This is a genomic window from Shewanella sp. Koi 1 (assembly GCF_052907445.1).
Genome location: NZ_JBREJM010000001.1, coordinates 2,717,101 through 2,737,600, shown reverse-complemented (window position 1 = coordinate 2,737,600; position 20,500 = coordinate 2,717,101). Strand labels below are relative to the sequence as shown.

Annotated in this window: 21 protein-coding genes; 14 read left to right on the top strand and 7 right to left on the bottom strand. The window is 48.2% G+C overall.

The window, feature by feature from the left end:
• Window positions 1–7 precede the first annotated feature (7 nt).
• Window positions 8–796 (bottom strand): rRNA large subunit pseudouridine synthase E, encoded by a 789-nt coding sequence (locus ACUZ8J_RS11975; RefSeq protein WP_446693939.1) that lies wholly within the window; start codon window positions 794–796, stop codon window positions 8–10.
• 350 nt (window positions 797–1,146) lie between these two features.
• Between ACUZ8J_RS11975 and ACUZ8J_RS11970 the strand changes: the two genes are divergently transcribed.
• Complete coding sequence (locus tag ACUZ8J_RS11970) at window positions 1,147–3,372, top strand: NADP-dependent isocitrate dehydrogenase (protein WP_446693938.1); 2,226 nt, start codon at window positions 1,147–1,149, stop codon at window positions 3,370–3,372.
• A gap of 146 nt (window positions 3,373–3,518) precedes the next feature.
• Here ACUZ8J_RS11970 and cspD read toward each other — a convergent pair whose 3' ends face one another.
• Window positions 3,519–3,725, bottom strand: coding sequence for a cold shock domain-containing protein CspD (gene cspD, locus ACUZ8J_RS11965; RefSeq protein WP_011072576.1), 207 nt, complete (start codon window positions 3,723–3,725; stop codon window positions 3,519–3,521).
• A 193-nt stretch (window positions 3,726–3,918) separates the two neighbouring features.
• On the opposite strand from cspD, the gene clpS reads away from it, so the two are divergent.
• The gene (gene clpS / locus ACUZ8J_RS11960; protein WP_011622425.1) at window positions 3,919–4,227 is read left to right on the top strand and encodes an ATP-dependent Clp protease adapter ClpS; all 309 of its coding nucleotides are present in this window, start codon (window positions 3,919–3,921) and stop codon (window positions 4,225–4,227) included.
• A gap of 42 nt (window positions 4,228–4,269) precedes the next feature.
• Window positions 4,270–6,537 (top strand): ATP-dependent Clp protease ATP-binding subunit ClpA, encoded by a 2,268-nt coding sequence (clpA, locus tag ACUZ8J_RS11955; protein WP_446693937.1) that lies wholly within the window; start codon window positions 4,270–4,272, stop codon window positions 6,535–6,537.
• A 104-nt stretch (window positions 6,538–6,641) separates the two neighbouring features.
• Here the strand turns inward: clpA and infA are convergent, their stop codons facing one another.
• The 3 genes from infA to aat form a co-directional block, all read right to left on the bottom strand.
• On the bottom strand, window positions 6,642–6,860 hold the full coding sequence (infA, locus tag ACUZ8J_RS11950) for a translation initiation factor IF-1 (RefSeq protein WP_006081934.1): 219 nt from the start codon (window positions 6,858–6,860) through the stop codon (window positions 6,642–6,644).
• Between the two features lie 82 nt (window positions 6,861–6,942).
• Window positions 6,943–7,659 carry an arginyltransferase gene (locus ACUZ8J_RS11945; protein ID WP_086903586.1) on the bottom strand — a complete coding sequence of 239 codons (717 nt, stop codon included), beginning with the start codon at window positions 7,657–7,659 and terminating at the stop codon, window positions 6,943–6,945.
• Complete coding sequence (gene aat, locus ACUZ8J_RS11940; RefSeq protein ID WP_086903587.1) at window positions 7,649–8,359, bottom strand: leucyl/phenylalanyl-tRNA--protein transferase; 711 nt, start codon at window positions 8,357–8,359, stop codon at window positions 7,649–7,651. Before aat ends, ACUZ8J_RS11945 begins: the two co-directional genes overlap by 11 nt.
• A gap of 54 nt (window positions 8,360–8,413) precedes the next feature.
• Here aat and ACUZ8J_RS11935 point away from each other — a divergent pair, with 54 nt between their 5' ends.
• On the top strand, window positions 8,414–8,884 hold the full coding sequence (locus ACUZ8J_RS11935; protein WP_069455124.1) for a glycine zipper 2TM domain-containing protein: 471 nt from the start codon (window positions 8,414–8,416) through the stop codon (window positions 8,882–8,884).
• 60 nt (window positions 8,885–8,944) lie between these two features.
• Complete coding sequence (locus ACUZ8J_RS11930) at window positions 8,945–9,697, top strand: Nif3-like dinuclear metal center hexameric protein (protein ID WP_446693936.1); 753 nt, start codon at window positions 8,945–8,947, stop codon at window positions 9,695–9,697.
• Window positions 9,698–9,806: 109 nt separating this feature from the next.
• Here ACUZ8J_RS11930 and ACUZ8J_RS11925 read toward each other — a convergent pair whose 3' ends face one another.
• Both ACUZ8J_RS11925 and metG read right to left on the bottom strand, forming a co-directional pair.
• Entirely contained in the window at window positions 9,807–10,763 is a 957-nt protein-coding gene (locus ACUZ8J_RS11925; RefSeq protein ID WP_109286174.1) for an AEC family transporter, read from the bottom strand.
• A gap of 282 nt (window positions 10,764–11,045) precedes the next feature.
• Window positions 11,046–13,076: a methionine--tRNA ligase gene (gene metG, locus ACUZ8J_RS11920; protein WP_446693935.1), complete on the bottom strand. Its 2,031-nt coding sequence runs from the start codon at window positions 13,074–13,076 to the stop codon at window positions 11,046–11,048.
• Window positions 13,077–13,236: 160 nt separating this feature from the next.
• On the opposite strand from metG, the gene apbC reads away from it, so the two are divergent.
• The 9 genes from apbC to ACUZ8J_RS11875 all read left to right on the top strand — a co-directional run bounded on the left by apbC (window position 13,237) and on the right by ACUZ8J_RS11875 (window position 20,262).
• On the top strand, window positions 13,237–14,352 hold the full coding sequence (gene apbC, locus ACUZ8J_RS11915) for an iron-sulfur cluster carrier protein ApbC (protein ID WP_011625975.1): 1,116 nt from the start codon (window positions 13,237–13,239) through the stop codon (window positions 14,350–14,352).
• A gap of 11 nt (window positions 14,353–14,363) precedes the next feature.
• Window positions 14,364–15,002: a uridine kinase gene (gene udk / locus ACUZ8J_RS11910; protein ID WP_011072566.1), complete on the top strand. Its 639-nt coding sequence runs from the start codon at window positions 14,364–14,366 to the stop codon at window positions 15,000–15,002.
• A gap of 29 nt (window positions 15,003–15,031) precedes the next feature.
• Entirely contained in the window at window positions 15,032–15,613 is a 582-nt protein-coding gene (gene dcd / locus ACUZ8J_RS11905; RefSeq protein ID WP_446693934.1) for a dCTP deaminase, read from the top strand.
• A 5-nt stretch (window positions 15,614–15,618) separates the two neighbouring features.
• A complete protein-coding gene (gene pabC / locus ACUZ8J_RS11900) occupies window positions 15,619–16,428 on the top strand; it encodes an aminodeoxychorismate lyase (RefSeq protein ID WP_446693933.1) in 810 nt (269 codons plus the stop codon).
• Complete coding sequence (gene mltG / locus ACUZ8J_RS11895; protein ID WP_240130277.1) at window positions 16,425–17,435, top strand: endolytic transglycosylase MltG; 1,011 nt, start codon at window positions 16,425–16,427, stop codon at window positions 17,433–17,435. The genes pabC and mltG overlap by 4 nt, the downstream gene beginning before the upstream one ends.
• Entirely contained in the window at window positions 17,432–18,061 is a 630-nt protein-coding gene (gene tmk / locus ACUZ8J_RS11890) for a dTMP kinase (RefSeq protein WP_240130276.1), read from the top strand. The genes mltG and tmk overlap by 4 nt, the downstream gene beginning before the upstream one ends.
• Window positions 18,055–19,011 (top strand): DNA polymerase III subunit delta', encoded by a 957-nt coding sequence (holB, locus tag ACUZ8J_RS11885; RefSeq protein WP_446693932.1) that lies wholly within the window; start codon window positions 18,055–18,057, stop codon window positions 19,009–19,011. The genes tmk and holB overlap by 7 nt, the downstream gene beginning before the upstream one ends.
• A 6-nt stretch (window positions 19,012–19,017) precedes the next feature.
• On the top strand, window positions 19,018–19,344 hold the full coding sequence (locus tag ACUZ8J_RS11880) for a PilZ domain-containing protein (protein ID WP_011622439.1): 327 nt from the start codon (window positions 19,018–19,020) through the stop codon (window positions 19,342–19,344).
• A 129-nt stretch (window positions 19,345–19,473) separates the two neighbouring features.
• The gene (locus tag ACUZ8J_RS11875; RefSeq protein ID WP_041408755.1) at window positions 19,474–20,262 is read left to right on the top strand and encodes a TatD family hydrolase; all 789 of its coding nucleotides are present in this window, start codon (window positions 19,474–19,476) and stop codon (window positions 20,260–20,262) included.
• Window positions 20,263–20,500: the final 238 nt, after the last annotated feature.

Here is a 20,500-nt window from a genome sequence, read left to right as displayed (position 1 = left end):
CGCTAAATTATTCAGCCATTTTAGCCACTTGGATGCATTTATGCTCGCCCGTGGCTAAATCATCTAGACTCCATTGGCCTATTTTATAACGAATGAGTCTTAAGGTCGGAAAACCAATATGGGCCGTCATCCGCCGAACTTGGCGATTGCGTCCTTCGTGGATTTGAATTTCCAGCCAAGTGGTAGAGATGTTTTTTCGCTCACGGATAGGCGGATTACGCGGCCAAACATTCGGCGTCGCCATGATGCTGACCTTCGCAGGGAGTGTCATACCATCTTTTAATTCAACACCTTGGCGCAGTTTCGCTAAATCTGCTTCCGTAGGTTCTCCCTCGACTTGCACCCAATAGGTTTTAAAGGTTTTCTTTTTCGGTTCAGTCAGTTTGGCCTGAAGTTGACCGTCGTTGGTGAGGAGTAACAAGCCTTCACTGTCGCGATCCAATCGCCCTGCGGCATACACACCCGGAATAGGGATGTAATCTTTTAAGGTTTTACGGCCTTGCTCATCGGTAAATTGGCATAGGACATCAAACGGCTTATTAAATAAGACGATCATCGGCTCGCCTTGGGGTTTTGAGCGCGTAGCCGAAGTGCGCTGCTGCGGGCGAGGCTTGGCGCCGCTACGCTCAGCGCTGTTTAGCTTGGCGTTTGCGCCTTGCTGTAAACTTGGCTTGGCATTTTTGGCGAAGGTACGAGGTTTCTTGGCGCTATTGCGGTTATCCGCCGGATTGGCGCGCCCCGTAGTGGGGCGTTTGCCGCTGGCGCGTGGGCTGGATGCGGTGCTGTTTTTGTTCATGCTGTGGCTAATAGTCGCTGTAAGCTGACGACCGAACTTAAAAGTTTGAGGACGTGTATCAATAATCTGTACACAGTGTACTTGGCATTCGCCGTTAGTGGAATTTGAATATTACTGCGAATGCTCTATGATGTCGGCCTGAAAATGTGATCTACGCCTAAATGTTTGTTAGGTATTAATGAGTCGATTTACCCACGTTGGCGAACGCAAAGAGGATGTTGCCGCGGGTTTTGAGGTAGCAGAGGCGTTCACGATTGCCTCGATAGAGAATTCCGCCGTGCCAATGTTTGTTCGTCATGATATAAAATTATTATAAAAATATTAAATTTTACAATAATGTAGGATGTAACATGAAAGATAACTCACCAACAATTATTTATACCGAAACCGATGAAGCACCAGCGCTAGCAACGCTTTCTCTGTTACCTATCATCAAAACCTTTACCGATGCGGCGGGTGTTGCGGTTGAAACCCGTGATATTTCTTTATCGGGCCGTGTGATTGCTAATTTCCCTGAAAAACTGACTGACGCGCAAAAGATTGGCGATCACTTAGCTGAGCTGGGTGAATTAGCGAACCAACCAGAAGCTAACATCATCAAACTGCCGAACATCAGTGCCTCAATCCCGCAGTTAAAAGCTTGTATTTTAGAGCTGCAACTGAAAGGTTACGACATTCCAAATTATCCTGACGAGCCAAAGACTGACGAAGAAAAGTCTATCAAAGCCCGTTACGACAAGATCAAAGGCAGTGCGGTAAACCCAGTGCTGCGTGAAGGTAACTCTGATCGCCGCGCGCCGCTGTCAGTGAAAAACTTCGCGAAGAAAAACCCACACTCAATGGGTAAGTGGACCAAAGAGTCTCAATCACATGTTGCTCATATGAGCGAAGGTGACTTCTACGGTAGCGAGCAGTCAGTGACTCTGGCTAACGCAGACACAGTTAACATCGTACTGTCGCAAAAAGACGGTCAAGAAGTGGTATTGAAATCTGGCCTGAAACTGCTCGCTGGTGAGATCATCGACGCGTCAGTGATGAGCAAAAAAGCCTTAGTGAGCTTCTTTGAGCGTGAAATCGCCAATGCCAAGGCCGAAAACGTGTTGTTATCACTGCACCTTAAAGCCACCATGATGAAAGTGTCTGATCCCATCATGTTCGGCCACGCAGTGAAAGTGTTCTTCAAACCTGTGTTTGATAAACATGCGTCATTATTTGCTGAGCTAGGCGTTGATGTGAACAACGGCTTTGGCGATGTATACGCCAAAATCGCTGGTTTACCAGCCGATGTCCGTGCACAAATTGAAGCGGATATCGCCGCCGTTTATGCTGAGCGTCCAGCGCTGGCGATGGTAGATTCTGATAAAGGCATCACCAACTTACACGTACCAAGCGACATCATTATCGATGCTTCTATGCCTGCTGCTATTCGTTCATCAGGCCAAATGTGGGGCCCTGATGGCAAGTTGCACGACACTAAAGCGCTGATCCCAGACCGTTGCTACGCGGGTGTGTATCAAGAAACTATCGCTTTCTGTAAAGAACACGGTGCCTTCGATCCAAGCACTATGGGTAGCGTGCCAAACGTTGGTCTGATGGCGCAAAAAGCCGAAGAATACGGTAGCCACGATAAAACCTTCGAAATCCCAGCGGATGGCGTAGTTAACGTGATCGATGCCAGTGGCAAAGTGTTAATGAGCCACAACGTTGAAGCGGGCGATATTTGGAGAATGTGCCAAGTTAAAGATGCGCCAATTCGCGACTGGGTGAAATTAGCTGTACGCCGTGCACGCTTAAGCAATACTCCTGCGGTATTCTGGTTAGATGCGAATCGTGCCCACGATGCGCAGCTGATTGCTAAAGTGAAGCAATATCTGCCTGAGCATGATACTAACGGTTTAGAAATCAGCATCATGTCACCAGAAGAAGCAACACGTTTCTCATTAGTACGTATTAAAGAAGGTAAAGATACTATTTCTGTTACCGGTAACGTACTGCGTGACTACCTGACTGACTTGTTCCCAATCCTCGAATTGGGTACCAGTGCTAAGATGCTGTCTATCGTGCCATTAATGAATGGTGGCGGCCTGTTCGAAACGGGTGCGGGCGGTAGTGCGCCTAAACACGTACAACAGGTTGAAAAAGAAGGTCACTTACGTTGGGACTCTCTGGGTGAATTCCTGGCTTTAGCGGCTTCTTTAGAGCACTTAAGCCAAACTGTGGGTAATCCTAAGGCACAAGTACTGGCGGATACTTTAGATCAAGCCATCGGTCAGTTCTTAGATAGCAACAAGTCGCCATCAAGACGCGTTGGTGAGTTGGATAACCGTGGTAGCCATTTCTATCTGGCGATGTACTGGGCACAAGCGTTAGCCGCTCAAACCAAAGACGAGCAGTTACAAGCTCACTTTATTCCATTAGCGCACGCTTTAAGCGCAAATGAGCAAGTGATTGTTGCTGAGCTAAACAACGCGCAAGGTGCACCAGTGGATTTAGGCGGTTACTATCGTTTAGACGCCGCAAAAGCTGAAAAAGCCATGCGCCCAAGCGAGACACTAAACAAGCTATTAATTGCTTAACGATTTATCGTTAACTTAGCATTCATACTGAAAGGCCTGCATTGCAGGCCTTTTTTATGACACTTAATCTTCGAGAATGCTAACAATCGCCCAATAAAAAGGCAGGGATAAATCCCTGCCTTTTAGATCATTGGCCTCACCAAACGTTATTTTGTTGGTGAAATGGCTGAAGCGTGCATTCCTTTTGGACCCTGTTCTACTTCGAATTGAACTGGTTGGCCTGCTTTTAGAGTTCTATAGCCTTCCATTTCAATGGTAGAATAGTGTGCAAAAACGTCCTCGCCACCTTGATCAGGGCAAATAAACCCGAATCCTTTGGCGTTGTTGAACCATTTAACAGTTCCGCTTGCCATACTTCCACTTCCTTCTGTTGTCTACTTACCAGTAAGATAGTAAAACCTGTATAGACGGGATTGTTTCACCGTCTGAGCTACAGAATGTAAGGAGTAAAAGCGGAAGTCAAGCTAAAATTAACAAAGAGGTAACAACTAATTAATTTGAAGATAGCAATTGGAAGAGGCCAACACGAGAGGCTAGTATTAAAAAATGGGTAAGACAGGAAACATAGAACACGTTGAAGAGCGTGTGGAATCTGAGTTAATGCCACCTTCGATGTATAAGGTGATCCTCAATAATGACGATTACACTCCAATGGATTTTGTGATCGAAGTGCTGCAAATCTTCTTTCGCAAGAATGAGCAGGAAGCCACAGATATCATGTTGACTATTCATCACCAGGGAAAGGGTATCTGCGGGATTTTCCCCTACGGCATTGCAGAAACTAAGGTGATACAAGTAAATCAATTTGCAAGACAAAACCAACATCCGTTACTGTGTTCGTTAGAGAAGGCTTAACAGCGCTTACTCTGTTGTCAGTTGTTAATTTTGGGGGTGCTTATGCTGAACAAAGATCTGGAAGTCACCTTAAATCTGGCGTTTCAGCAAGCCAGAGAGGCACGTCACGAGTACATGACAGTTGAACATCTGTTATTGGCTCTGATAGACAACCCTGCGGCTCAAGAAGCGCTAATCGCCTGTGGAGCGAATTTAGATAAACTCAGAGATGAAGTAGCAAGCTTTATCCAACAAACCACCCCAATCATTGCGGATATGGATGATGATAAAGAAACCCAGCCGACGCTTGGGTTTCAGCGGGTGCTGCAACGCGCCGTTTTCCATGTGCAGTCTTCGGGCCGCAATGAAGTCACCGGTGCGAATGTGCTGGTGGCCATTTTTAGTGAGCAGGAATCCCAAGCTGTGTATTTGCTGCGTCGCAGCGACATCAGTCGTTTAGATGTGGTGAACTATATTTCCCATGGTTTTTCAAAAAATGAGGACAGCGACGCCCATCAAGATCACGAACGTATCGAAGATCAAACCGAAGCGGGTGAAGAGCGTAGCATGTTGTCGCAGTTTGCGAGCAATCTAAACCAGCTTGCAAAACAAGGGATTATCGACCCACTCATCGGCCGCGATCAAGAAATTGAACGGGCAATTCAAACCCTGTGCCGTCGCCGTAAAAATAATCCGCTCTTAGTGGGTGAGGCTGGCGTGGGTAAAACTGCGATTGCTGAAGGCTTAGCCTATCGCATCGTCAATAATCAAGTGCCCGAGGTGATGTCGCTGGCGACGGTTTATTCCCTCGACTTAGGCTCCTTGCTTGCTGGCACTAAATACCGTGGCGATTTTGAAAAACGTTTCAAGAGTCTGCTTAAGGAACTCAGCGCCGATAAACACGCCATTTTATTTATCGATGAAATTCACACCATCATTGGTGCGGGCGCCGCATCGGGTGGGGTGATGGATGCGTCGAACCTACTTAAGCCATTATTATCGAGCGGTAATTTGCGTTGCATGGGCTCGACCACCTTCCAAGAATATCAAAGCATTTTTGAGAAGGACCGTGCACTGGCGCGTCGTTTCCAGAAGGTCGATATCAATGAGCCTTCAGTGGCCGAAACCACAAAAATTCTCATGGGGCTTAAGGCTAAGTACGAAGAGTACCATGGAGTGCGTTATACCCAAGCGGCGATTAATAGCGCGGCTGAGCTGTCGGCAAAACACATTAATGACCGGCATTTACCCGATAAAGCCATCGATGTGATCGATGAGGCGGGTGCGCGAATGGCCATGTTGCCACAGAGCAAACGTAAGAAAACCATCGGTCAGGCCGAGATTGAAACCATAGTGGCTAAGATTGCTCGGATCCCAGAAAAGTCTGTCTCTGCCACCGACAAAGACTTACTGCGTAATCTTGAGCGCAATCTCAAGATGGTGGTCTTTGGTCAAGACAAGGCGATTGAGTCCTTAAGCTCGGCGATTCGTTTATCTCGCAGTGGGTTAGGTACGGATAAAAAGCCTGTGGGCAGTTTCTTATTTGCGGGCCCAACTGGGGTTGGTAAGACAGAAGTCACCAATCAGTTAGCCAGTTGCCTTGGCATGAAACTGGTGCGCTTTGATATGTCTGAGTACATGGAAAGCCATACGGTTTCTCGCTTAATTGGTGCGCCTCCAGGTTATGTGGGCTACGACCAAGGTGGTTTACTGACCGATGCTGTGATTAAGAATCCCCATTGCGTGGTGTTACTCGATGAAATTGAGAAGGCTCACCCCGATGTGTATAACCTATTGCTGCAAGTCATGGATCACGGCACCTTAACCGATAACAACGGTCGCAAGGCGGACTTTAGGCATGTCACCTTAGTGATGACGACAAACGCAGGGGTTCAGGAAACGATCCGTAAGTCTATTGGCTTTACTCAGCAGGATCATACCCAAGATGCCCTGTCGGAAATCAATCGGGTCTTTTCACCAGAGTTCCGTAACCGCTTAGATTCCATCATTTGGTTCAACCATTTAGACATGACCATCATTGCCAAAGTGGTGGATAAATTCTTGGTGGAATTGCAGGCACAACTGGATGCGAAACATGTGGTGCTGGAAGTCAGCGATGAAGCTAGAACCTTACTCGCCGAGAAAGGCTATGATAAAAGCATGGGCGCGCGGCCAATGGCCCGTGTGGTGACTGAGCTGATTAAACGTCCGTTAGCGGATGAGATCCTCTTCGGTGAGCTTGAGCATGGCGGTATTGCCCATGTCGATGCGAAGGAAGGGGAAATCGTCATTCACACCGAACGGCATGAGAAGAGTACCAGCAAAGCGTAAATGCTGTGAAACCCAATAAAAATGGCTGCAATTGCAGCCATTTTTCTGATCTTTCGCCAACAAAAAAACCCGGCCTCGCCGGGTTTTTCAACTAAGGGGTACTATTAGCGTGCGCGGAAGACAATACGACCTTTGGTCAGATCATAAGGAGTCAACTGAACGGTAACTTTGTCACCAGTCAGAATGCGGATGTAGTTTTTGCGCATTTTGCCAGAAATGTGGGCTATCACCACATGACCATTTTCAAGCTCTACGCGGAACATTGTGTTTGGCAAGGTTTCAAGGATAGTGCCTTGCATTTCAATGTTGTCTTCTTTCGCCATTAATTAGTTATCCCATTAGCCTTCGAATATAAAAAACGGGCGTATCATGCCGCAAATTCACCTTGCTGTAAAGGGGAAGTGCCTAGCAAACTTGGGAATACTCCCAGCCTTGGGGGGTTAAAATCTGATAAGGGCGGTATAAGCGCTTGTAGGACATTTTTCGATTTGCATCAATTTGATACCCGAGATAAAGAAATTCTTTATCCTGTAATTTTGCTAAGCGGCACTGGAGTAAAATGAGCAGTGAACCAAGGGAGCGACGTTCTTCATCGGGGTCAAAATAACTGTAAATAGCCGACAAACTATTGGGGAGCGTATCTGTCACTGCCACCGCTAAAAGTCGATTTCCATCATAGACTTCGATAAAGGTTGGCGGTAGCCAATGGCAAAATAAGAACTGCTCATACTGCGATTTACTCGGGGGAAACATGGGGCCATCGAAGTGGCGCTCACGAATGTATTTTTCATACAGGGCATATTGGGCCTCGGTATGTTCAGAGGTAATACGCCAAGTTAAATCGCGGTTATGGGCTAAAGTGCGTTTTTGCCGTTTAGAAGGCATGAATTCATTAATCGGCAGCCGAATCGGCTGACAGGCACTGCAACGAGGACAGCGTGGTTTATAAATGGCGCTGCCACTGCGGCGAAAACCTATGGCTAATAGGCGATCAAATAAAATGGGGTCGAGGGTTTCCTCTTGGATCACCAACAGTTGTTCCTGCTGTCCATCAAGATAACTGCAGGGGAAGATTTGGCTGATCCCAATGGCGATGGGCGTGTTACTCGCGTTAGAGTTCAAGAGTGACCTCACTCGGTATCCAAGCCGCTGGGTTGACGGGTTTATCCCTAAACTGAGTTAATAGTTGAATAAAATCAGCGCGTTTGACCGGCTTGGCACCTAAGCTCTCAAGGTGGGAATTCATCACCTGTGCGTCAATCAATTTAAAATTCATTGTGATGAGATGTTGTTGTAGCACTGCCATGGCCGCCTTTGACGCGTTGGTTTCGCGGTGGAACATGGATTCGCCACAAAAGACTTGACCGATAGCAAGGCCATAAAGGCCGCCAATTAAACGCTCGCCGTGCCAGACTTCGACGGAATGGGCATGGCCATTATGGTGTAACTCGCGGTAAGCCATTTGAATTTCATGGGTTATCCAAGTGCCGGCTTGTTTACGCCGAGGTTGAGCGCAGCCCGCCATCACATCGGTAAAGGCATGGTTGATGGTGAATCGCCAGGGCTGTTTTTTTAAATATTTGCGTAAACTGGTGCTGATATTCACTTGGCCAGGAATAAAAATGGCGCGGGGGTCGGGTGACCACCATAAGATGGGATCGTCGGCGTTAAACCAAGGAAAAATGCCGTGATAATAGGCGGTCAATAAACGTTCAGGGCGAAGATCACCGCCTATCGCCAATAAGCCGTTTGGATCGGTTAGGGCGAGTTCGGGCGAAGGAAAAGCTTCAAATTCGTGATTCAGAAAAGACAGTGAGTTCACAATTGCGTATGATTCAGTAATAGACCCTTATATTAAGTTAGCGGAAATTCGGATATGTGGAAACCTACACTAGCGAGCTTTATGTTTATTTGTGCTTTAGTGATTTCTCCCGTGCAAGCAGGCTACGATCGTAATCAAGCAGTGCCGGTCGAAAAAGTTCTCTATGGCGATATCAACTCGGTACGCAATATCACCGAAACTCAATTAATTGAAGACAGAAATCAAGGTTGGAAAACCTTTGGTGGCGCCTTAGCGGGCGGGGTGATTGGTCATCAATTTGGTGGTGGCTCAGGCCAAGATATCGCGACAGTATTAGGCGCCTTAATTGGTGCAGGGGTTGGCAATCGTTATGGCAGTGGCACAACGGTGCAATCGCTCAAGCTCGTGGAGCTGATGATCACTCAGGAAGACGGCACGCAAGTCATGGTGATCCAAGATTATGATCCTGGCATGGTGTTCAATGCGGGGGATAGGGTACGTGTGGTGTACCTGCAAGGTGGGGTTCGTGTTGATTTAGCCATGTGATAAAGTACGAGCTTAAGCGTAACTGCCTATAATCAATGCAAAAATGTAAACGGTGATGGAATGACACGGACAGAACTAACCCAATATTTAGCCGATTTCTTGCGCGTATCGGCCTTTAAAGATTATGCCCCGAATGGGTTACAGGTTGAAGGTAAAGCAGATATCCGCACCATAGTGACAGGTGTGACGGCGTGCCAAGCGTTAATCGATGAAGCGATTCGTCTCAAAGCCGATGCGATTTTGGTTCACCATGGCTTTTTCTGGAAGAGTGAACCAGATGTGATCACTGGCATGAAGCAGCGCCGGATCAAAGCTTTACTCGCCCATGATATCAACCTGTTTGGCTATCACTTGCCCTTAGATGCTCATCCTATGCTGGGCAACAATGCTACGCTCGGCCGCAAACTTGGGATCCTCGATGCTGAAGCGGTTGAGGATGTTGCGCAGGGGCTCGTATGGCGTGGCAAACTGGATTTACCCGTGAGTGCCAGTGAATTTGCCGCGACCTTAGGTGAGGTGCTCGGTAGAACGCCACTGCATATTGGTGAAAGTTCGGATGAAATCCAGCACTTAGCTTGGTGTACCGGTGGCGCTCAGGATTATATTGATATTGCCGCAAGCCTTGGGGTCGATGCGTTTATCAGTGGCGAAGTGTCCGAGCGGACATTCCACAGTGCGGTGGAGCAGGGTATCCACTATTATGCTGCGGGTCACCATGCGACCGAGCGTTTTGGCATTGAGGCGCTGGGACGTCATCTCGCCCGCGAATTTAATTTAGTGCACCATTTTGTGGATATCGCTAACCCAGTCTAATGGCGTTGCCTTATCGACATAGAGTAAATGAAAGGCGAGCTATGCTCGCCTTTGTTTTATGTAAATTACCCCTAATTTTAAATCAGCTTAAGTTTAAATAAGCCTCAGTTTAAATCAGCCCTAGGGTCGATAGAATAAAAATGCCCAAGGTGCAGGTGAGCAATGAGCAAACTGTGGTGAGGGCGATAATATTGGCGGCTAGGGTGGCATTTCCCCCCATAGCCCGCGCCATCACATAACTTGCGGCCGCCGTGGGCGCGGCGCTCATCAAAAACACTAAGGCCAGTTCCACACCGCGATAGCCAAGTATCAAGGCTCCTAGGGTGATGAAGAGTGGCGCAAAGATCAGTTTTAAGGCGGTCGAGAACCAAGTGGAATACTTTTCATGCCTGAGCGAGCCAATATCCAGTGAGCCGCCAGTGCACAGTAGTGCTAAGGGCAGCGTCATATTGGCAAAGTATTGTCCGGCATCGAGGACCATTTTCGGTACTGGGATCGCCAGCAGGTAAAACAGCATGCCGAGCATAATGGCAATGATCAGCGGGTTTTTAGTGATGGTTTTAATGATCACTGCAAAGGCGCGGCGGCTCGATTCCTCTCCCCGTGGGCTTAAACAAATTACGGCTTGAATATTGTAGAGCAGCGTCATGGACGCCACATAAACGGCCGCTAAGGCAACGCCTGATTCGCCGTAGGCATTAGAGACATAGGCTAAGCCGATAATGGCGGTATTGGCTCTAAATCCCCCTTGAATGATGACGCCTTGATCCTTCGGCTCGGGGAAAAATCGTTTCGTCACGTAGGTCGAGAGAATAAAAAACAGTAAGTTGGCTAATAAGCCATAACCGATTAACGGCGCACTGTCGGCAAGATCGTGATGCGAGCTAATGATGCTGAGAAACAACAGCGCGGGCAGGGTGACATTAAAAACCAGCTTAGAGGCGATATCAATAAAGTGCTCATCAATCACTTGGGTGCGTTTAAGCATGACGCCTAAGGCTAACATTAAACAGATGGGACCGGTTATTGAAGCAGAAAACAACAACTGCTCAATGATATTGCCCATAACTTCTCCTTGAAAATTCCATAGTGCGTTGCCGCGGCACAGTGCGGCTTCGCTATTACAACAGCTATTACAACAACGATTACAGCTCAGCCATGACAGCTTAGTGATGCGGCCTCGCGATTAACGCTTAGTCACAGGCGCGATAGTGTCCCACCGTGAGACGCTTGTCGAGAGCGCATTCGGCTAGGCTCCCAGAAAAAGCGTAAAGGGATGTTTTTTTCCAACAAATAAGGCCGCATTTAATGCGGCCTTATGTCGGTTTAGCAGTAGCTTGACTCGTGTTTACTTCACACGCATACCAGGCTGTGCGCCTTCATGGGGTTCTAAAATCCACAAATCGCTACCACCTGGGCCTGCTGCCAGTACCATGCCTTCTGACATGCCAAAACGCATCTTACGTGGCGCAAGGTTGGCAACCATCACAGTCAACTTGCCTTCGAGATCTTCTGGCGAGTAGGCCGATTTAATGCCTGCAAATACCTGACGGGTTTCGCCGCCGATATCCAATTGCAGTTTTAACAGTTTGTCGGCTTCGGCTACATGCTCGGCTTTAACGATACGCGCAATACGCAGATCGATTTTAGCGAAATCTTCATAGTTAATGGTGTCGCTAATCGGATCGCTCGCCAATGGGCCCTTAGGCGCTTCAGGCTCGCTCGTGGCTTGCAGGTTTTCTTTAGAGTCGGCCACCATAGCGTTAACCTTGTCTAATTCAACACGTTGCATCATGGCTTTGAATGGTGCAATTTCGTGTCCCGCCATATCTTGGCCTAAGCTATACCAAGTTAAGGTCTGTTGGAAGAAGGCTTCAACATCCAGCGCTAAACGTGGCAACACAGGTTTTAAGTAAGTGACCAGAATACGGAACAGGTTCAGGGCGTTCGAGCACACTTGGTGCGCGGCTTCCTGTTGATCGTCTTGCTTCACTAACTGCCAAGGCGCCGCATCGGCGACAAAACCGTTGGCGATATCGGCTAGCGCCATGATTTCGCGCATCGCTTTACCGTATTCGCGGGTTTCATAAAACTCGGCGATTTGCTCTTGCTTAGCTAAAAACGCATCGGTGAGCGTAGTGTCGGCAATCTTGGCCAACTTGCCATCGAAACGCTTAGTGATAAAGCCTGCAGTGCGAGACGCGAGATTCACCAGCTTACCCACTAAGTCTGAGTTTACGCGCTGAACGAAGTCTTCTAAATTCAGGTCGAGATCGTCGATACGGCTGCTCAGCTTGGCGGCGTAGTAGTAGCGTAAGTATTCAGGATCTAAGTGGTCTAAATAGGTGCGCGCCTTAATAAAGGTGCCCTTAGATTTAGACATTTTAGCGCCGTTCACTGTCACATAACCGTGGGCGTAGACGCTGTTAGGTTGACGGTAGCCCGAGCCATGGAGCATGGCGGGCCAGAACAGGCTGTGGAAGTAAACGATGTCTTTACCGATAAAGTGGTAAACCTCGGCCTTAGAATCCTTTGCCCAAAATTCGTCAAAACTCAGCTCTGGGCGTTTGTCACAGAGGTTTTTGAATGAGCCCATGTAGCCGATAGGCGCATCTAACCATACGTAGAAGTATTTGCCCGGAGCATCTGGGATCTCAAAACCAAAGTAAGGCGCATCGCGGGTGATGTCCCATTGCTGCAGACCCTGTTCGAACCATTCATCGAGTTTGTTGGCCATTTCGGTTTGCAGCGCACCCGAGCGAGTCCACTCTTTGAGCATGTCTTCGAAAGCGGGTAAGTCGAAGAAGAAGTGCTCGGTGTCCTTCATTACAGGTGTCGCGCCAGAGACGGCCGACTTAGGATTAATCAGCTCAGTTGGGCTGTAAGTTGCGCCGCAGGCATCACAGTTGTCGCCGTATTGATCCGGTGATTTACACTTAGGACAGGTGCCTTTTACGAAGCGGTCTGGCAGGAACATCGACTTTTCAGGGTCAAATAATTGCGAAATGCTCTTGCTCTTGATATAGCCGTTAGCACGTAGCTTTAAGTAAATATCGCTCGCCAGCACGCGGTTTTCTTCACTGTGGGTGCTGTGATAATTATCGAAGGCGATATTAAAATCGGCGAAATCCTGCTGATGCTCTTTGTTGACTTGCGCGATCATTTCTTCAGGCGCCATGCCTAATTGCTGCGCCTTGAGCATAATCGGTGTGCCGTGGGCGTCATCGGCACAAATATAGTGGCACTCATGTCCACGAAGCTTTTGATAACGCGACCAGATATCCGTCTGGATGTATTCCAGCATGTGACCTAAATGAATCGGTCCGTTCGCGTAGGGAAGTGCGCTGGTCACGAGAATTTTACGTTGTGAAGTTGCCATCTTGTCTCAAATATCGTGGTGGGCCAAAAATAATGGTAGAGATACTAACCGATTACAGGATGATTTTCATCAAAACCTGAGTCGATTGGGTTAAATCTGCGCTAATGTTTTTGTCATTATCTGGTACACTTGGGCAAATTTATTGGTGGGGGTAATTCTTTTGTCTTCAACTCAAACTGATTATCGTTTAAGTGACGATCTTCTCGGGCCCGTTCTGGCCATTCTCGATGCATATATCGACCCGTATTTAGCTAAGGGGTTAGTGAGCGCAGGATGCGTGAATAAATTGGCGATTGAAGGTAAGCGTTTGCAGCTTGGTTTAGTCTATCCATACCCTTGCATGACGCAATATCGTGATACTGTCATGGCCATCACCAACAAACTCGCGGTGCTGGATGCCATCGACGAAGTTGAGTGTGAAATCGATTTCCAACCAAAAGTGTATTCGGCGATAGCCTCTATTGCACCGATTGCCAATGTGAAGCAAGTGATTGCCGTCGCGTCTGGCAAAGGCGGTGTGGGTAAATCGACCACGGCGGTTAACCTTGCCTTAGCTCTTGCGGCAGAAGGTGCCCAGGTCGGTATTTTAGATGCCGATATTTATGGTCCTTCCGTCCCATTAATGCTCGGGATCCCTAACTTCAGACCCGTTTCCCTCGATGGTAAACACATGAGCGCCGCCAGTGCCCACGGTATTGCAGCTCAGTCGATTGGCTTTATGTTAAGTGGTGATGAAGCCGCAGTATGGCGTGGTCCTATGGCGGCGGGCGCGCTTGCGCAGCTGCTCAATGAAACCCAGTGGCCTGAACTCGATTATCTGGTGGTCGACATGCCGCCGGGGACTGGTGATATTCAATTGACCTTGTCACAAAAAGTGCCAGTAAGTGGCGCTGTGATTGTGACCACCCCTCAGGACATCGCGCTGGCCGATGCCAAGAAAGGCATCACCATGTTCCAGAAGGTGAACATTCCCGTCCTTGGGATTGTTGAGAATATGAGTTTCCATTTATGTCCCGAGTGTGGTCATAAAGAACACCCATTTGGTACGCACGGTGGCAGTAAAATGGCCGAGCGTTATCAAGTTCCACTGTTAGGCGCCTTACCGTTGCATATCAATATCCGTGAAGCCATGGATGTGGGTGCGCCGACGGTTGTGGCCGAGCCTGACAGTGAAGTGGCGGCCCTTTATCGGGAAATTGCCCGTAAAGTAGGCGCCGAATTGGCGCTCAAACAGAGCCAAAAAACAGTTTCTATTAGCGTATCAGATGACGAGTAAGGTTTAAGGGTATGAATTCTCAGCAGTGTGTCATTATTGCAATTGCTGGCGCGTCAGCATCGGGCAAGAGTTTAATTGCCAAGACGATTTTTGACGAACTTCGCCGCGATTTAGGCACAGATCAGATTGGGGTAATTAACGAAGACGCGTACTACCGCGATCAGAGTCATTTATCCATGGATGAGCGTGTGTTAACAAACTACGACCATCCCAAGGCGTTAGACCATCAGCTGCTATGCACGCACTTGCAGTTGCTCAAGTCTGGCGAAGCTGTTGATATTCCTTGCTATAGCTATACCGAACATACGCGTATGGCCGAAACCGTGAAAATGACACCGAAAAAAGTGATCATTTTAGAAGGCATTCTGCTGTTAACAGACCCTAAATTGCGTGAATTGATGGATGCCAGCGTGTTTATGGATACGCCGCTGGACATTTGCTTCCTGCGCCGTTTAACCCGCGACGTGGCCGAGCGTGGCCGTACGATGGAATCGGTGATTTCACAGTACAAGAAGACAGTGCGTCCTATGTTCCTGCAATTTATTGAACCTTCAAAACAATACGCTGATATTATCGTGCCTCGCGGCGGTAAAAACCGTATCGCGACCGATATTTTGAAGACTCGTATTCAACATCTACTGGCAAAATAACGACTAAAACTCAGGGAGTAAAAGGCAAGATGCGCTTAACCGATATCGAAATTGAACAGGCCCTTGATAACGGCTCGATTGTGATTGAACCTCGCCCAAGCAACGATGCGATTTCTGGTGTGAGTGTCGATGTGCGATTAGGGGGGCAATTTCGCGTCTTTAAAGATCATACCGCGCCTTTTATCGATCTCAGTGGTCCAAGTGGCGAAGTCCAGGCTGCACTGGATCGGGTGATGAGTGAAATCATCGAAATTCCCGACGGCGAAGCCTTCTTCCTGCATCCTGGAGAGCTGGCCTTAGCCGTGACCTATGAGAGCGTGACGCTGCCTGCTGATATTGTCGGTTGGCTCGATGGCCGCTCCTCTCTGGCGCGTTTAGGCTTGATGGTACACGTGACCGCGCATCGTATTGATCCGGGCTGGCAGGGTAAAATTGTGCTCGAGTTTTATAACAGTGGTAAGTTGCCCTTAGCACTGCGCCCACGGATGACAATTGGTGCGTTAAACTTTGAACGTTTAAGTGGCCCAGTTGCGCGTCCGTACAACAAGCGCAAAAATGCCAAGTATAAAGATCAGCAGGATGCGGTTGCCAGCCGTATCAGCCAGGACTAATACCCTTGATTTGGGTTAATGGGGTATTACACGCAAGCATTGCCCCAACGGATAGGGGGCTTGCCTATGGTGATGGCCTCTTTGCCACGATGCGAAGTAGTAAGCGTGGCATTTTATTTTTTCAGCAGCACCAAGCACGTTTAGAGGCTGGTGCAGCAAGGCTTGGGTTTGACTGGCAAATGAGTTCAGCCCTTGCCGAGCAGCTCGATACACTCGCCGCGCAGTATCCACAGCACTGTATTAAATTGATGGTTACACGTGGGGTTGGGGGCCGAGGCTATGCGCCTCCTGAGCAGGCTAATGTCACGGAAGTCGTTTCTGTTCATCCCATTCCTGTCCATTATGCTGCGTGGCAGCACCAGGGTATTCGTCTTAAAACCTCTGCCGTACAATTGGGGCATCAACCCTTATTGGCGGGGATAAAACACCTTAATCGCCTTGAGCAAGTGCTGATTAAATCAGCCCCTTTACCGCAGGGGTATGATGATTGGCTTGTACTCGATTGTATAGGTAAGGTGATTGAGTCCTCTATGGCAAATATCTTTTTTTTCAAAGGCAATCAAGTGATTACCCCATCGTTGGAACGCTGTGGCGTTGCTGGTGTGATGCGCGAGCAAGTTATGTTAGCCTTACTTGCACGGCAGATGAATATCGATTGTTTGCCGTTTGGCGCCGAGCGTTTAGTGGAGTTTGACTCGGCATTTATCACTAACAGTGTCTTAGGCGTAGTAGATGTACTCGCGATCGATTCGCACAGCTTCAAGCCTTCTCCTTTGACCGAAGATCTTAGACAAACACTTTCACTCTCACTATGAAAAAACTCATTCTGATCGCAAGCTCTACCTTATTGGCCTTGCTGACCTTAGCTTGCTTAGTTGGTTATTGGGGTTACCGTACGATTATTGATTACAGTCAAACGCCTCTAGTCTTAACCGAAGCCAAAGAATTAACCATTGCCCGTGGTACGAGTGTGCACCAGTTGGCACAGCAGCTAGAAACCGATGGCGTGATCCAAGATAAATGGAAACTCAAATGGCTGCTCAAATTACGCCCTGAGCTGGCTAAGATCCGCACTGGTCTTTATGAGATGACCCCTTCGCAGACGCTTGCCGATCTACTCAATGACTTAGTCAATGGTAAGGTGAAAATCTTTAGCGTGACCCTCGTTGAAGGCAAAACCATTGCGGAGTGGGAACAACAACTCGCAAACGCGCCCCATTTACAATTAACCCCAGAGGTTTTCAGTGCCGTATTGATGGATCAGGGGGATGATTCGGCGTTACCGGAAGGCAAGTTTTTCCCTGATACTTATCACTACACCGCAGACAGTGATGCCAGGGAATTGCTTACCCAAAGTTACAAAATGATGGAGCAGGAGCTCGCCAAAGCGTGGGCGGAGCGAGTGCCTGGTTTACCACTAAAATCGCGTTATCAGATGCTGATCTTGGCTTCGATTGTTGAAAAGGAAACCGGCCAAGCTTTTGAGCGCGATCAAATCGCTGGCGTCTTTATCAATAGACTGAATCTTGGGATGAAGTTGCAAACCGATCCCACGGTGATTTACGGTATGGGAGATAGATTTAAAGGCAATATCACTCGTAAGGATTTAGTCGAAGATACGCCGTTTAATACCTACCGAATTTTCGGTTTACCACCCACGCCGATTGCGGCTCCGAGCAAGGCCTCATTGCAGGCGGTGTCTAAACCTGCCAAGGTCAGTTATTTGTATTTTGTGTCGCGTAACGACGGCACCCATGTGTTTTCAACCACCTTGGAAGAGCATAACCGCGCCGTGGATATTTATCAGAGAAAGAAAAAATGACCCAAGCATCCGCCAAATTCATCGTAGTTGAAGGACTGGAAGGCGCTGGCAAATCGAGTGCGATTGCCCTTATTCGTGATTTTATTGAAAAACACACAGGGCTCGCACCCGTATGCACCCGCGAGCCGGGCGGGACGCCGCTGGCCGAGCGCATTCGTGATTTAGTGAAAATTGCCGACCCAAGCGATCCCTTATGTGACGAGTCCGAATGTTTACTTATCTATGCCGCCAGAGCGCAACTGGTTGCTAATGTGATCAAACCTGCTTTAGCCCAAGGAAACTGGGTACTTGGAGATAGGCACAATCTATCATCCCTTGCATATCAAGGCGGTGGACGCGGCTTAATGCCTTTAGTGGAGGCCGTAAGTAACGCAACACTAAAAGGGTTTAAACCCGATTTAACACTCTATCTTGACCTTGACCCTAAACTTGGGCTGCAACGTGCGGCAAAGCGGGGTGAACTTGATAGAATTGAGCAACAAGCCATTGATTTTTTTGAGCGGGCACGCGCAACTTACCTCAAACTTGCCAGTGAAGATGAGTGTATCGTAGTGATTGATGCCAGCCAAACGATGGCCGAAGTGCATAAAGATATTCTGGCCGTGTTACAGGCGATGGCATGGTAGAGCACAGTGGATTTGATGTGTTAAGCCTGCCTTGGCTCGATGTGCCAAGACAGGCGTTTTTAACCCAGCTACAAACCCAAAAAGTCCCCCATGCGCAGTTAGTGGGTATCGATTCCGCCTATGGTGGGGAACTCTTGAGTGTGTTCATGGCGCGCGCTGCCATGTGTTCACAACCCACTCATACGGGAGGATGCGGTTTTTGTAAGTCCTGCCAGTTATTTGATGCGGGTAATCATCCCGATTTTTATCAAATCGAGGCCGATGGTCATCAAATCAAAGTCGATCAAATTCGTGAGCTTTGTAGCCGCTTAAGTGCGACCGCCCAGCAAAGTGGCCGCCGTGTAGCCATTATCCACCATAGCGAGCGCTTAAACTCAGCATCTGCTAATGCGCTACTTAAGACACTCGAAGAGCCGGGTAAAGACACCTTACTACTATTACATTCCGACACACCCGCACGTTTAATGGCCACGATCAGCAGCCGTTGTCAGCGGCTTCCCTTTGTGACGCCGTCTAAAATGTTGATCAAAAACTGGTTAATTCAGCAATGCCAGATCCAAGAGGATGTGACTTGGTGCTTGAGTGTGGTCGGCGGCCCATTAAAGTTGGCAGAGAGTTTGCAGTCAGATGGCACGCACCCTAGTCGTTATCAAACCTTATTAGGTTTTCGCAAAGATTGGGCGCAAAGTTTGTCGTCAGGCCATCTGTGTGCTAGCTTGTTAATAATAAGTGAACAGCAAATTATTGATGCTCTTAAGGTTTTATACTTACTTCTGAGACAAATTTTATTGAAGAATGGCAACCAAGATGCGTATGTTCAGGCGCAAATAGGGAACTTGGCGGCGAAAGTCATGGGAATGTGTCATAGCTTAAGTGCCATGCCAAGTGTCAATTATTTGGGCTTGTGTCAAAGTTATGTTTTAGAATATAGAAAAATAACAAATAAGTAACGTACCATGGTCGATCTTGTCGTTAATTTTGATACCTTACATCAGCTTTATCGAGCCTATATGCCGTTCATTAAGCCGGCAGGGCTGTTTGTCGCCACCGGGGAAACCCATTACCTCGGTGAGACGTTAACCATCGCCTATCGTTTACCCGGCGCGACCACCTCCAACGAGTTCCGTGGCGTGGTTGTGTGGATTAATCCGCTGGGCGCATCGGGTGGCCGTCCTGTGGGGATTGGGATTAAAATCGTTTCTGATCCCGACAGCCATAAACACCATATCGAAAAATTGTTATCCCGAGAGCTCGCTTCGGGCGACTTAACTTGCACTATGTAATTTCTATTGTGCTTCGCTAGGGCCTACACTGAGTATTTAGTGCTGAGTGATGCCTTAGCGGAATTTGACCTCGATCCCATCGCTGAGTATCCTTGTGCTCCTTTTTTGTTTCTCTGTGTGGAAATTGCTGTGCTTATCGATTCACATTGCCATCTCGATCGCCTGAAAGCGGCGCCCGATCAACAAACCTTAGAACTCATTCTCGCTAACGCTAAGGCGCGCGGTGTCGACTATATGCTCTGTGTCAATGTGCGCCAGCAGGGATTCGAGTCGATGCGTGACAAGGTTGCTGCTTTCGAGCAAGTGTTTTTGTCTTCGGGCGTGCATCCGCTGGATGTGAAAGACGGCCTCGATGTTGAGCAAATTCGCCGTTTCGCGATGGATCCGAAAGTGGTGGCTATTGGTGAAACTGGCTTAGATTATTTTTATGCCGATGAAACTAAAGCCCTGCAACAACAATGTTTTGAGCAACAAATTGCCTTGGCGGTTGAAGTCAATAAGCCGCTGATTGTGCATACACGTGATGCCCGTGAAGACACCATTAACATGCTTAAAGCGGGGCAGGCGGACAAAGTCGGTGGCGTGTTGCATTGCTTTACGGAAAACTGGGAAATGGCCAAGGCGGCGATTGACTTAGGTTTTTATATTTCCGTTTCAGGCATTGTGACCTTTAAAAATGCTGGTGAGTTAAGAACCGTGATCCGCAAAGTGCCTAAAGATCGTTTATTGGTGGAAACCGATTCGCCTTATCTTGCGCCTATTCCACACCGTGGACAGGAGAATCAACCTGCCTATGTGCGTGATGTGGCCGAGTTTGTGGCAGAGCTGCGCGCAGAACGTTACGAAGAGCTTGCCGAGTACACCAGTGAGAACTTCTTTAATTTGTTTAAAGATGCGGCCCGTTTAATCGGCCGATAAGACGTGTAGCATTTGCTTGAGTCCGCAAAGACTAAGCCTTAACTTACGCGTTGTGAGTAAAGTGCTAGTCGGTGAAGTTTGCTCCATAAATAAAAGCTGAACTCGATTAGGCGTAAGCCCATAAAAAAAGGCCCAAAACGATTCCAACTGTTTGGGCCTAGGGGAATGGCTCGTTGAAGAGCCGTGCGCTACAGATGAAAGCGCCATGCAGTGCGCTTTACAATAGACTCAGTGTAGT